Raw genomic sequence first — 13,158 nt, forward strand, 5'->3', positions numbered from 1 at the left:
TATTGACACGATCGGAGTATGGAGTTAGCGTCGCTAGCACCCGAGCGAGGAGGATTCATGGCCGCCGAACTGGTCGCACTGATCGCGGTGCTGGGCGCCGCGGTGGTCTACGGCACCGACGTGTTCTGCGCTGTCGTGCAACGACCCGCGCTCGCCGAGGTCGACGACGCGGTCCTGCTCGCGGTGATGGGCAACATCCACCGGTACGGGGACAGGCGGATGCCGGTGCCGGGGGTGCTCGGTCTGGTGGCGGCGGCCGTCAGTGCGGCGCTTTTCGCGCTGTCGGATCGCTGGGCGCAGGCCGGGGTGGCCGCCGGTGCGGTCGTCCTTCTCGTGGTGTGGCTGGTGGTCTACCTGCGGGTGAGCGCCCCGATCAATCGTGAACTGACCGCTGCGGTCGACCGCTCTGAATCGATCACCAATGTTCGTGTACTGCAACACAAGTGGGACGCTGTCATCAATGCGAGGGCGGCGCTGCAAGGACTGACGGTGGCGTCACTGTGTGCGACGCTGCTGATCTGAAAGGTTGAGACGATGGTCAATGTCGCGAGAATCATCATGCGGGCGGCCCCGCTGTTCAACGCGCCCGTCGCGGCGATCGCCGGATCGCCGCGGCTCGGAAAACTGTTGCGTCGCAATGTCACGATGCTCAGCTACACCGGACGACGGTCGGGACGGACGTTCAGCATCCCGGTGGCGTACCGCCGTCACGGCGACGAGGTCGAGGTCGCCGCGAATCTTCCCGACGCCAAGACCTGGTGGCGCAACTTCGTCGGCGAGGGCGCTGCGGTGACGCTGACCCTGGGCGGGACAGAGCGGGCGGGGCACGCCGTTGCCCACCGCGACGCCGAGGGCCGGGTGACGGTTCGTATTCGCCTGTCCGATAAGCGAACTCAGTCGACCTGATAGCGCGGGAAGACCCCGCTCGGCGCCGGCAGCGCGGTGCCGGGCTGCAACCGTGCGCCGATAGCGGCGAAACTGCGCTCCTCGGGCGATTGGCCGAGCAGGTCGAGCAGCCTGGCTGCCGAATCCGGCATCACCGGTTGAACCAGCAGCGCCGCGATGCGCACCGCCTCGACTGTCACGTAGAGGACGGTCGCGAAACGCGCGTGGTCGGCCTCGGCTTCGCTCTTGCGCAGCACCCACGGCTCCTGCGCCGAGAAGTACCTGTTCGCCGCGCCGAGCATCAGCCAGATCGCCTCGAGCGCGAGATGCATGGCCTGGTTGTCGAATTCGGCCCGCACCTTGACCAGCAGGCCGTCGGCGAGGGCGAGCAACTCGGTGTCGTCAGCGCTCAACTCACCGGGCGTGGGCACCACGCCGTCGAGGTTCTTGGCGATCATCGACAGCGATCGCTGGGCCAGGTTGCCCAGCTCGTTGGCCAGGTCGGCGTTGATCCGGGCGATGATCGCGTCCTCGTTGTAGCTGCCGTCCTGGCCGAAGGGGACCTCGCGTAGTAGGAAGTAGCGCACCTGGTCCACGCCGAACGTGTCGACCAGGGTGTTCGGGTCGACGATGTTGCCGACCGACTTGCTCATCTTCTCGCCCTTGTTGAGCAGGAATCCATGCGCGAAAACTCGGCGCGGCAACGGGATTCCCGCCGACATCAGAAATGCCGGCCAGTAGACGGTGTGGAACCGGATGATGTCCTTGCCGATCATGTGCAGGTCGGCCGGCCAATAGCGTTGGAAAAGTTCCGATTCGGTGTCGGGAAAGCCGACGCCGGTCAGATAGTTGGTCAGCGCGTCGACCCAGACGTACATGACGTGGTCGGGATGGTCGGGCACCTTGACACCCCAGTCGAACGAGGTGCGCGAGATGGACAGGTCGCGCAGTCCGCCCGAGACGAAGCTGACCACCTCGTTGCGTCGCACCTCCGGAGCGATGAACTCCGGGTGGGCGTCGTAGTGCGCCAACAATTTATCGGCGTAGGCCGACAGTCGGAAGAAGTACGTCTGCTCCTCGGTCCAGGTCACCGGGGTGCCGGTCTCGACGGCGATCCGGACGCCGTCGACGAGCGCGGTCTCCGACTCGACGAAGAACCGCTCGTCGCGCACCGAGTACCAACCCGAGTAGCTGTCGAGATAGATGTCGCCGGCCGCGTCCATGCGCCGCCAGATGTCTTTGGATGCCTCGTGGTGGTCGGCATCGGTGGTGCGGATGAACCGGTCGAAGGAGATGTTCAGTTTCTGCTGCAGGCGCTGGAACACATCAGAGTTGCGCCGGGCCAGGTCGGCGGTCGGAATTCCTTCCGCCGCCGCGGTCTCGACCATCTTGAGGCCGTGCTCGTCGGTTCCGGTGAGGAAGCGGACGTCGAAGCCGTCGAGGCGTTTGAACCGGGCGATCGCGTCGGTGGCGATGTACTCGTAGGCGTGCCCGACGTGCGGGTCGCCATTGGGGTACGTGATCGCGGTGGTGACGTAGTACGGCTTCATCGCCTCATACCTTATTTGCCGGGCGACTTAGGGTGTGCGCGTGAGCTCCAAACGTCCGCCGCCGCCCGCCCCGCCGCGGCTGAGCCCGTTGATCGACGCGCACACCCACCTGGATGCCTGCGGCGCGACGGACGCCCGGGACGTGCGCGCGATCGTGGACCGCGCGGCGGCGGTCGGGGTGACGGCGGTGGTCACCATCGCCGACGACCTGGCGGCGGCGCGCTGGGCGACCCGGGCCGCCGACTGGGATCCCCGGGTGTATGCGGCGGTGGCGCTGCACCCCACCCGCGCGGACGCGCTCACCGAGGACGCCCGCGACGAGATCGAGCGGCTGGCCGCCCACCCCCGCGTGGTGGCGGTCGGGGAGACCGGCATGGACCTGTTCTGGCCCGGCAAACTCGACGGTTGCGCCGACCCGGCCGTGCAGCTGGAAGCGTTCGCCTGGCATATCGACCTGGCCAAGCGAACCGGCAAACCGCTGATGATCCACAACCGCGACGCCGACGCCGACGTGCTCGATGTGCTGCGGGCCGAGGGCGCCCCGGAAACCGTGATCTTCCACTGCTTTTCGTCGGGCCCGGAGTTGGCACGGGCCTGCGCCGACGCCGGCTGGATGGTCAGCCTGTCCGGCACGGTGAGCTTCAAGAACGCCCACGCGCTGCGCGAAGCGGTCCCGCTGGTGCCGACCGGGCAGCTCCTGGTCGAGACCGACGCGCCGTTTCTGACCCCCCATCCGTACCGGGGCGCACCCAACGAGCCGTACTGCCTGCCCTACACCGCGCGGGCGCTGGCCGAGTTGATCGGCCGGTCCGCCGAGGACGTGGCCGAGATCACTACGGAGAACGCGCGGCGCGCCTATCGGCTGGGGCGCGAGGGTTAAAACTCGGTTAATCTGGCCGGGGCCGAGTTGCTGTCCCCTCGGCTTTTCGTTACCGTCCTGTTATCGAAACGGTGGGGGCCCTAGAGGCCCCCTTTTATCTGTCACTCATGTGGTCGAGGTCGGGATACACGCGCGTTGAACATAATTACGAAACTTCATCAGGCACCCTCCCCGGCTCTGCGCTATCTCGTCGCGGGCCTTCTGCTGGTCTTGGCCTTCGCCGGCGCGTTCGCCGTCGCCGACTACAAGACCGTGACGTTGAGCGTCGACGGCACCGCGATGACCGTGACCACGATGAAGTCGCGGGTGATCGACATCATCAAGGAGAACGGCTTCACGGTCACCGACCGCGACGACCTGTACCCCGCCCCCGCTGAGAAAGTCCCGAACGCAGCCAACATCGTGTTGCGGCGCAGCCGGCCACTGCAGATCTCGCTGGATGGCCAGAACACCAAGCAGGTGTGGACCACGGCCTCCACCGTCGACGAAGCGCTGGCCCAGCTGGCCATGACCGACACCGCGCCGGCCGCCGCCTCCCGCGGCAGCCGCGTCCCGCTGGCCGGCATGTCCCTACCCGTCGTCAGTGCCAAGACCGTCGAGCTCGACGACGGCGGCGCGGTGCGCAACGTCCATCTGGCCGCGGCCCGGGTGGGCGAGCTGCTGGCCAACCTCGGCGTGCCGCTGGAACAGAGCGACCACGTGACGCCCGTCGCGGCGGCGCCGGTGATCGACGGCATGCACATCCAGGTGATCCGCAACCGGATCGAGAAGATCACCGAGCGGGTGCCGCTGGACCCGCCGCGGCGGCGGATCGAAGACCCGCAGATGAACATGAGCAAGGAGATCGTCGAAGACAAGGGCGCCGCGGGCAGTCAGGACATGACCTACGCCGTGTCCAAGGTCAACGGCGTCGAGACCGGTCGTCTCCCGGTGGCCAGCCACGTCATCTCGCCCGCCCGCGATGCGGTGGTCCGGGTCGGCACCAAGCCGGGCACCGAGGTGCCCAACGTCGGCAACGGCCAGATCTGGGATGCCATTTCCCGCTGTGAGGCCGGTGGCAACTGGGCGATCAACACCGGAAACGGCTACTACGGCGGGGTGCAGTTCGACCAGAGCACCTGGGAGCGCAACGGCGGCCTGCGGTTCGCCCCGCGTGCCGACATGGCTTCCCGCGAAGAGCAGATCGCCGTCGCCGAGGTAACCCGCGCCCGTCAGGGCTGGGGCGCCTGGCCGGTGTGCAGCGGAAGAGCCGGTGCGCGCTGACCATCCAGTTGCTGGGGCGCACCGAGATCCGGCGACTGGCCAAGGAACTCGAGTTCCGGCCACGTAAGTCGTTGGGGCAGAACTTCGTTCACGATGCCAACACCGTGCGCCGGATTGTGACCGCATCTGGGGTCAACCGCAACGATCACGTCCTGGAAGTCGGCCCCGGGCTCGGCTCGCTCACCCTGGCGCTGCTGGACCGTGGCTGCACGGTCAGCGCCGTCGAGATCGATCCGGTGCTGGCCGAGCGACTGCCGCAGACGGTGTCCGAGCACGCGAACAGTGAGATCGAGCGGCTGACGGTGATCAACCGCGACGTCCTGACCATCGGCCCCGACGATCTGGACGCCCCGCCGACAGCGGTCGTCGCGAACCTCCCGTACAACGTGGCGGTACCCGCGATCCTGCATCTGCTCGGCGAATTCCCAACGCTGCGAACGGTCATGGTGATGGTGCAGGCCGAAGTCGCTGAACGGCTGGCCGCCGATCCGGGCGGCAAGGAGTACGGCGTCCCGAGCGTCAAGGTCCGCTTTCACGGTGAGGTCCGCCGGCACGGCACGGTGTCGCCGACGGTGTTCTGGCCGATCCCGCGGGTTTACTCCGGGCTGGTCCGCATCGACCGCCACACCAACCCGTCCTGGCCGACGGACGCGAAGTTCCGGCAGAACATTTTCAGGCTCATCGACACCGCATTCGCGCAGCGGCGCAAGACATCTCGAAATGCCTTCATCGAGTGGGCCGGTTCGGGCAATGAATCGGCCAGCCGGCTGCTGGCCGCCAGCATCGACCCGTCGCGACGGGGCGAGACCCTGACCGTCGAGGAATTCGTCCGGCTCTACCAACGTTCGGGCGAGGTCGGCGACGCGGGCCCGCGCGGTCACGTCCAGCGGCACGCGTCGGCCAGCTGACCCGCGGGCGATAGTCTCGTTCGGTGCCGACGGATCCGAGCACCGCAGCTCAGTGGGAGCCCACTGGATCGGTGACGGTCCGTACGCCCGGCAAGATCAACCTGTATCTGGCCGTCGGAGACTTACTGGAGACCGGCTATCACGAGCTGACGACGGTGTTCCACGCTGTATCGCTGCTCGACGAGGTGACGGTGCGCAACGCCGACGTGCTGTCGCTGGAGATCACCGGCGAGGGTGCCGAGCAACTTCCCCTCGACCAGCGCAATCTGGCCTGGCAGGCGGCCGAGCTGATGGCCGAACACGTCGGCCGCGCGCCCGACGTGTCGATCCTGATCAACAAGAGCATCCCGGTCGCCGGCGGCATGGGCGGCGGCAGCGCGGACGCGGCGGGCGTGCTGGTGGCGCTGAACTCGCTGTGGGAACTCGGCCTGCCCCGCCGCGATCTGCACACGCTGGCCGCGGAGCTGGGCAGCGACGTGCCGTTCGCCTTGCACGGCGGTACCGCGCTGGGCACCGGCCGTGGCGAGGAGCTTGCTACGGTGTTGGCCCGCAACACTTTTCATTGGGTGCTCGCGTTCGCCAATGGTGGGCTGTCCACCCCGAAGGTATTTCGCGAACTCGACAATCTGCGCAGCAGAGAGTCGGTCGGCGAGCCGCCCCGCCTGGGCGACGCGGGCCCGGTGCTGGCTGCTCTGGCGTCCGGGGACGCGCAGGAACTGGCTCCGCTGCTGGGCAACGAACTCCAGGTGGCGGCGCTGAGCCTGAAGTCGCAACTGCGCCGGGTGCTGCGCGCCGGTGTCGAGGCCGGCGCGTTGGCCGGCCTGGTCTCTGGATCCGGGCCGACCTGCGCGTTCCTGTGCGCATCGGCATCGTCGGCGGTGGACGTGGGCACCGAACTCACCGGCGCCGGGGTGTGCCGCACGGTGCGCGTCGCCAGTGGCCCGGTGCACGGGGCGCGAGTGGTGCCCACGCCGGCCGCCGGCGGGTAGATCTCCCAGAAAATCCGCGCCACGGTTTGGCACATCTTTAAGAGGAGTTTAAGATATTCGACGGTGACGATTTCCGGTCGAGTAACGAGCTCGGTATTCCTGCCCGCCATCTCCGACGGCGGGCGTTCCGGCAACGACGGCACTTGGTTGCGGGCGGTTACCGCATCACCACCGATTCGAGATGAAATCGCTGCCCAATTGTGGGCGCGCGGCTATCCCAAAGTGTGCTTGAGCAGGAGCAACATTAAGGGCCGGGCGATGGCGCCGGAACCGAGGAGGCAATCGTGAGCAGGTTTACCGAGAACATGTTCCGCAATGCTCATGAGAGTTCGCGGGGCATGGTCACCGGCGAGCCGCACGAGCCGGTCCGGCATACCTGGCTCGAAGTCCACGAGCGCGCGCGTCGCATCGCCGGCGGGCTGGCCGCCGCGGGAATCGGTCCCGGTGCCGCCGTGGGCGTGCTGGCCGGGTTCCCGGTGGAGATCGCGCCGACGGCGCAGGCCCTGTGGATGCGCGGCGCCAGCCTGACGATGCTGCACCAGCCCACCCCGCGCACCGACCTCGCCGTCTGGGCCGAGGACACCATGAATGTCATCGCGATGATCGAGGCGAGCGCCGTGATCGTCTCCGAGCCCTTCCTGGTCGCCATTCCGGTGCTCGAAGAGAAGGGCATCAAGGTACTCACGATCGGCGACCTGCTCGACAACGAGCCGATCGACCCGGTCGACACCGAGGAAGACGACCTGGCGCTGATGCAGTTGACGTCGGGTTCGACCGGGTCGCCCAAGGCCGTCCAGATCACCCACCGCAACATCTACTCGAACGCCGAGGCCATGTTCATCGGCGCCGAGTACGACGTCGACTCCGACGTCATGGTCAGCTGGCTGCCCTGCTTCCACGACATGGGCATGGTCGGGTTCCTCACCATCCCGATGTACTTCGGCGCCGAGCTGGTCAAGGTCACGCCGATGGACTTCCTGCGCGACACCCTGCTGTGGGCCAAGCTGATCGACAAGTACAAGGGCACCATGACCGCGGCGCCCAACTTCGCCTACGCGCTGTTCGCCAAGCGCCTGCGCAAGCAGGCCGAGCCGGGTCAGTACGACCTGTCCACGCTGCGGTTCGCGCTGTCCGGCGCCGAGCCGGTCGACCCGGCCGACGTCGAGGACCTGCTCGACGCCGGCAAGCCGTTCGGCCTGAAGCCGTCGGCCATTCTGCCCGCCTACGGCATGGCGGAGACGACGCTGGCGGTGTCGTTCTCCGAGTGCAACGCCGGCCTGGTGGTCGACGAGGTCGACGCGGATCTGCTGGCCGCGCTGCGGCGCGCGGTGCCCTCCGCCAAGGGGAACACCCGGCGGTTGGCTTCACTCGGCCCGCTGCTCAAGGATCTCGAGGCCCGGGTGGTCGACGAGAACGGCAACGTGATGCCCCCGCGCGGTGTCGGCGTCATCGAGTTGCGCGGCGAGTGCGTGACGCCCGGCTACATCACCATGGGTGGCTTCCTGCCGGCGCAGGACGAGCACGGCTGGTACGACACCGGTGACCTCGGCTACCTGATGGAGAACGGCCACGTCGTGGTCTGCGGCCGGGTCAAGGACGTCATCATCATGGCCGGGCGCAACATCTACCCGACCGACATCGAGCGTGCCGCGGGCCGCGTCGAGGGTGTTCGCATCGGCTGCGCCGTCGCGGTCCGGCTGGACGCCGGCCACTCGCGCGAAACCTTTGCCGTCGCAGTGGAATCCAACGCCTACGACGACCCGGCCGAAGTGCGGCGCATCGAGCACCAGGTGGCGCACGAGGTGGTCACCGAGGTCGACGTGCGACCACGCAACGTGGTGGTGCTCGGTCCCGGGACCATCCCCAAGACCTCGTCGGGCAAGCTGCGCCGGGCGAACTCGGTCACCCTGGTCACCTAACCCGGTCAGTGCAATCCGGCTAGCTGCTTCTGCTCGTAGAGCCGGGCCCATTCCTTGCGCGGGCGGATCGACACATCGACGTCGGCGCCCTTGGCGCGCAAGGCTTTTACCGTTGCCTGCTCACGCGGAGTGCGGGCGAACGGATCCCAGCCGAAGAAGTTGCACGCGTTGCGCCAGGTGATCTTGTTGATGTCGTCCTCGTCGGCGCCGGCCGCGCGTAGTTCGGCCATCACCTGCTCGGGGGCGTCCGGCCAGAAACAGTCCGAGTGCGGGTAGTCGCACTCCCAGGCGATGATGTCGATGCCGATCTCGTGCCGCAGTTTCAGCGAGGTCTTGTCGGTGACGTAGCACGCCAGCGAGTGCTCGCGGAACACGTCGCTGGGCAGCTTGTCCCCGAAGTCGCGGCGCAGCCACTTCTGGTTGGTGTAGTGCCGGTCGCTGCGGTCCAGATAGAAAGGGATCCAACCGATTCCGCCTTCGGAGAAGGCGAATTTCAGGTCCGGGTATTTGCGCATCGCCGGGCCCCACAACAGGTCCTGCGCGCACATCGCCGAGACCTGGGTGGCCAGGATGATCAGGTTGTCGATCGGAGCGTCGGACGCCATGCTGATCGCGCCGAAGCCGGTGCCGATGTGCAGGCACATGACCACGTTCTCCTCGGTCAGGGTGCGAAACACCGGGCCCCAGTAGTCGTCGTCGTGGTAACTCGGCAGCCCTTCCAGGTGCGGCAGTTCCGGCATGGTGACCGCGCGGCAGCCCTTGGCGGCGACACGGCGGATCTCGGCGCACATCCCGTCCGGGGTCCACGTCGGAAGGATGGCGATGGGGATGAAGCGGTCGGGATAGGAGCCGGCCCATTCGTCGATGTGCCAGTCGTTGTAGGCCGACACCATCACCAACGTGATGTCTTCGCGGGTCATGTTGAGGTGGCGCGCGGAGAAACCGGTGAAGGTCGGAAAACACATCGAGGCCAGGATCCCGTTGCGGTTCATGTCGCGCACCCGCTCGTGCACGTCGTAGACGCCAGGCCGCATCTCGGCGAAGCCGGCCGGGTCGCGGCCCCACTCCTCGGCCGGCCAGGACACAACGGCGTTGAGGCCGCTGACGCCCTGCGGCCTGCCCTGGTACATCCACTGGTCGACGCCGCGAGAGTCGGTCACCACGATCGGGGCGTCGTCTTTGTACTTCTGCGGGACGTGGCGCAGGAACATGTCCGGTGGCTCCACGACGTGGTCGTCGATGCTGACCAGAACGAGGTCGTCCGTACCCATTGCGTCCATGGCTCTACTTATTACCCTGGAGACCGATGACCGTCTCCGCATCTTCGGCCAACCTTTTGCCCGAACCGGCCAGCCTGGTCGAGTTGCGCCGCGGCGGGCGGGCCCGGGCCGGCAGTTACCTCTACCAGGGCAGCCAACTGGTGACCGGCTGGCACTCCCACGACCTGCACCAGATCCAGTACGCGATCGGCGGTGTGGTGGAAGTCGAGACGGCCAGCGCGCACTATCTGCTACCGCCGCAGCAGGCCGCCTGGATACCGGTCGGCCTGGAACACCAGGCCACGATGACCCCCGACGTCCGCAGCGTGGCGGTGATGTTCGACCCGGAGCTGCTGCCCGCCGTCGAGAACCGGGCCCGCATCGTGATGGTGTCGCCGCTGATCCGCCAGATGATGATCTACGCGCTGCGCTGGCCGATCGGCCGCCCGGACAGCGACCCGGTATCGGACGGCTTCTTCCAGACCCTCGGGCACCTGGTGTTCGAGGCGCTCGATCACGAGGCTGCGCTGAGCCTGCCGACCGCCGACAACCCGACCGTGGCCGCGGCCATGGAGTACACCAAGGCGCACCTGTCCTCGGTCACCGCGGGCGAGGTGAGTCGCGCCGTCGCGGTGTCCGAGCGGACGCTGCGACGCCAGTTCGACGACGCGGTCGGCATGTCGTGGCGGACATACGTGCTACACGCGCGCATGCTGCGCGCGATGGCGTTGCTGGTCAGCCCGGGTGAGTCAGTCCAAAAAGTAGCCAGCACAGTGGGTTTCGACAGTCTGAGCGCCTTCACCCGCGCGTTCACCAGGTTCTGCGGCGAAACTCCGTCGAGCTATCGGCAGCGGACCGCGCTCGAGTGACGACCTGTCAATGCTAGGAAAGATGATGTGAGCGAAGGTATTTCACCGGAGTCATGGCGACGTCCGGCACGGTCAGAGGCCCGACTTCACGTGATCGGGAACCACTTCTCGGCGACGTGGGCGATCTCGATGTAGAGCGGGAGGCCAATGGTGACGTTGTAGGAGAACGTCAGCCCGAGCGACGCGGCCAGTGGCAGTGTCGGGCTCGCCTCGGGAATCGCCAGTCGCTGCACCGCGGGCACCGCGATATACGACGCCGCCGCGCACAGCACGGCGAACAAGACATACGTTCCCGGCTCGAACTCCTGATGGATCAGGTACGCGTAACCGTGCGCAACGACAATGCCCAGTGGCGCAAATATATTCGGCACCAGCAAAGCGAAGACGATGAATCCCTTACCCGCGGACCTCAGGTCGCGCAGTTTGCGGGCAGCCGTCATGCCCATCTCGAGCAGAAACAGGCAGAGCGCTCCCTGGAAGGCCGAGATGAAGAAGACGTCGTCGTCGTGAGTGACCTTGTGCCCCTGCAGTCCGCTGATGAAGCCGATGACGATGCCGCCGAAAAGCAGCAACAGCCCCGGATTCAGGAAGACCTCCCGCAGCAATTGCAGGGACAACACGGGCTTCTTCTTGCCGTTGTCCGCGGCGTCCCCGGCTGCAGGCTCTGTCGGGGCCGAGAAGTCGTGTCGCTGACCAATTTTGACGTCGTGTTCGGGATGGAGCTGCTGCCCGGGGGGTGGTTGCGTGGCGGCGGCGAGCGTCGACTCCGCCAGGGCCACGTAGCCACGCTCACCGGGCATGTTGCCGTCGGCGTCCATCCCCCGCTGTCGCAGCCGCGCCACCAGGAAGAGCGCCACCAGGCAGCCCGGCACCTCCATCACCGCGAGCATCACCGGCATGTAGGCGTCGAACGCCACGCCCGCGCTGACCAGAATCCCGACCGCGGTGGCGAACGTGCCGGCCGAGTCGGAGCCGTAATAGCCTGCGACCGTGGCCTTGTCGATTTTGCGTATCGACGTGAACCGGGTCAACAGCAGATAGGCGATCATGCCGATGGCGAAGTTCACAACGAAGCCGACGATCATGAAACCGACGATCTGACCGATGCTCGAGGCGTGGATCTCGGCGAGCTCTTCGCCGCCGTGCCACCCGATCGCCAGCAGCAGGTACATCGTCAGGCCCTGGTAGATCACGTCGGGGAATTCGAAATCCACTTTCAGCAACGGAAGTAGGAAGCCGAAGTAGAAGAACAACAACAGCGGTTTGAACAGGTTGTGCCCGACGTTGCTGAGAAACTCATGAAGCAACACAGTCAGCTCCCTCACCGAAGTCGCCGGCGGAGTTCACCACGCGTGCACCCGATTCTGGGCCGGCTCCAGACCGAGTTCGATCAGCAACTCGGTGGCGTCGGCCGCCTGCTCACAGACCGTCGGCACCTCGGGGCGCTCGGCGGCACTGAAGGCCTCCAGCACGAAGGCGGCTGGATCTTTGCGCCCGGGCGGGCGCCCGATCCCGATCCGGACTCGCTGAAAGTCTTTGGTGCCGAGCGCGTTTGCCACCGACCGCAATCCGTTGTGGCCTCCCTCGCCGCCGCCGAGCTTCAGCCTGATCTGGCCGAACTCGATGTCGAGTTCGTCGTGGATGATCACGACGTCAGCTGCCGGCACCGAGTAGAACTTCGCCAGCGGACCCACCTGCCGGCCGGACTCGTTCATGAAGCAGCGCGGTTTGGCCAGCACCACCGAACGGCCGCCGAGTCGACCGGTGGCGATCTCCGCGCCGGATCGCTTGTGCACCTTGAAGTTCGAACCCAGCCGGGCGGCGAGCCGGTCGGCAACCATGAACCCCAGGTTGTGCCTCGTCTGGGCATAATTCGGTCCGGGGTTGCCCAGACCCACCACCAGTTGTGGGCCGGACACGGGTTATTCGGATTCGGACTCGGCTTCGGAGGCCTCGCCCTCGGCTTCGCCGTCGGCATCCTCTTCGGCCGGCTCTTCGCCCTCGACGGCTTCGCCGGCGCCTTCGGCTTCCAGGTCCTCTTCGGTCGGCGCCACCACCACGTTGACGACCAGGCTCTCCGGGTCGGCGATCAGGCTCACGCCGGACGGCAGTTCGATCTGACCGGCGGTGAACTGGGTGCCGGGCTCGGCACCCTCGATCGACACCGTCAACGACTGCGGGATCGACAGCGCGTCGGCTTCGATCAGGATGGTGCTGGTCTCCTGGGTGACCAGGGTGCCGGGAACCGGGTCGCCGACGACCTCGACGTTGACGTCGACGGTCACCTTCTCGCCGCGGCGGACCACCAGCAGGTCAGCGTGGGTGATGGAGCGACGGATCGGGTGGATGTCGAGCGCCTTGGTCAGCGCCAGCTGCTCCTTGCCCTCGATGTCCAGCGTCAGCACCGCGTTGGTGCCGGCGTGGCGGAGCACTGCGGCGAAGTCGCGGCCGGGCAGCGCCAGGTGCTGCGGGTCGGCGCCGTGACCGTAGAGGACGGCGGGAACCCAGCCGTCGCGCCGGGCCCGGCGGGACGCGCCCTTGCCGGTCTCGGTCCGTACCTGGACGGCAAGCTTGTTCTGAGTGTTGGCCATTGATGTCGCTCCTGTGTGAGATACCGGGGCACGGCCAGGAGTCGC

The 13,158-nt window shown here is 67.0% G+C and carries 13 protein-coding genes; 8 read left to right on the forward strand and 5 right to left on the reverse strand.

The genetic code is table 11. The features are described from left to right. Positions 1–57 precede the first annotated feature (57 nt). Together ACZYW1_RS16420 and ACZYW1_RS16425 are read left to right on the forward strand one after the other, a co-directional pair. A complete protein-coding gene (locus ACZYW1_RS16420; protein ID WP_463787244.1) occupies positions 58–522 on the forward strand; it encodes a DUF1772 domain-containing protein in 465 nt (154 codons plus the stop codon). A 12-nt stretch (positions 523–534) separates the two neighbouring features. Then, positions 535–906, forward strand: coding sequence for a nitroreductase/quinone reductase family protein (locus ACZYW1_RS16425; RefSeq protein ID WP_463787245.1), 372 nt, complete (start codon positions 535–537; stop codon positions 904–906). Here the strand turns inward: ACZYW1_RS16425 and metG are convergent. Beyond that, positions 894–2,435 (reverse strand): methionine--tRNA ligase, encoded by a 1,542-nt coding sequence (gene metG / locus ACZYW1_RS16430; RefSeq protein ID WP_463787246.1) that lies wholly within the window; start codon positions 2,433–2,435, stop codon positions 894–896. The two genes, ACZYW1_RS16425 and metG, sit on opposite strands and share 13 nt — an antisense overlap. A gap of 34 nt (positions 2,436–2,469) precedes the next feature. Between metG and ACZYW1_RS16435 the strand changes: the two genes are divergently transcribed. From ACZYW1_RS16435 to ACZYW1_RS16455, 5 genes are all read left to right on the forward strand, one after another. Further along, the gene (locus tag ACZYW1_RS16435; protein ID WP_463787247.1) at positions 2,470–3,315 is read left to right on the forward strand and encodes a TatD family hydrolase; all 846 of its coding nucleotides are present in this window, start codon (positions 2,470–2,472) and stop codon (positions 3,313–3,315) included. 135 nt (positions 3,316–3,450) lie between these two features. Continuing rightward, positions 3,451–4,578, forward strand: a complete 1,128-nt coding sequence (locus ACZYW1_RS16440) for a transglycosylase family protein (RefSeq protein WP_463787248.1) — start codon at positions 3,451–3,453, stop codon at positions 4,576–4,578. Then, a complete protein-coding gene (rsmA, locus tag ACZYW1_RS16445; protein WP_463787856.1) occupies positions 4,542–5,486 on the forward strand; it encodes a 16S rRNA (adenine(1518)-N(6)/adenine(1519)-N(6))-dimethyltransferase RsmA in 945 nt (314 codons plus the stop codon). The genes ACZYW1_RS16440 and rsmA overlap by 37 nt, the downstream gene beginning before the upstream one ends. Before the next feature lie 23 nt (positions 5,487–5,509). Beyond that, positions 5,510–6,475, forward strand: a complete 966-nt coding sequence (locus ACZYW1_RS16450) for a 4-(cytidine 5'-diphospho)-2-C-methyl-D-erythritol kinase (RefSeq protein ID WP_463787249.1) — start codon at positions 5,510–5,512, stop codon at positions 6,473–6,475. Positions 6,476–6,759: 284 nt separating this feature from the next. Continuing rightward, the gene (locus tag ACZYW1_RS16455; RefSeq protein ID WP_463787250.1) at positions 6,760–8,394 is read left to right on the forward strand and encodes a fatty acyl-AMP ligase; all 1,635 of its coding nucleotides are present in this window, start codon (positions 6,760–6,762) and stop codon (positions 8,392–8,394) included. Between the two features lie 5 nt (positions 8,395–8,399). Here ACZYW1_RS16455 and ACZYW1_RS16460 read toward each other — a convergent pair whose 3' ends face one another. Then, positions 8,400–9,665 carry an amidohydrolase family protein gene (locus ACZYW1_RS16460; RefSeq protein ID WP_463787251.1) on the reverse strand — a complete coding sequence of 422 codons (1,266 nt, stop codon included), beginning with the start codon at positions 9,663–9,665 and terminating at the stop codon, positions 8,400–8,402. Between the two features lie 35 nt (positions 9,666–9,700). Here ACZYW1_RS16460 and ACZYW1_RS16465 point away from each other — a divergent pair, with 35 nt between their 5' ends. After that, positions 9,701–10,522, forward strand: coding sequence for an AraC family transcriptional regulator (locus ACZYW1_RS16465; protein WP_463787252.1), 822 nt, complete (start codon positions 9,701–9,703; stop codon positions 10,520–10,522). Positions 10,523–10,608: 86 nt separating this feature from the next. On the opposite strand, the gene ACZYW1_RS16470 is transcribed toward ACZYW1_RS16465, so the two are convergent. From ACZYW1_RS16470 to ACZYW1_RS16480, 3 genes are read right to left on the reverse strand one after another with little or no spacing between them, the layout of a single operon-like run. Then, a complete protein-coding gene (locus ACZYW1_RS16470) occupies positions 10,609–11,829 on the reverse strand; it encodes a sodium-dependent bicarbonate transport family permease (RefSeq protein WP_463787857.1) in 1,221 nt (406 codons plus the stop codon). Between the two features lie 36 nt (positions 11,830–11,865). Beyond that, entirely contained in the window at positions 11,866–12,441 is a 576-nt protein-coding gene (gene pth / locus ACZYW1_RS16475) for an aminoacyl-tRNA hydrolase (protein ID WP_463787253.1), read from the reverse strand. Positions 12,442–12,444: 3 nt separating this feature from the next. Next, positions 12,445–13,113, reverse strand: coding sequence for a 50S ribosomal protein L25/general stress protein Ctc (locus ACZYW1_RS16480; protein WP_463787254.1), 669 nt, complete (start codon positions 13,111–13,113; stop codon positions 12,445–12,447). Positions 13,114–13,158: the final 45 nt, after the last annotated feature.

Source organism: Mycobacterium sp. IDUB_36, from assembly GCF_055419225.1.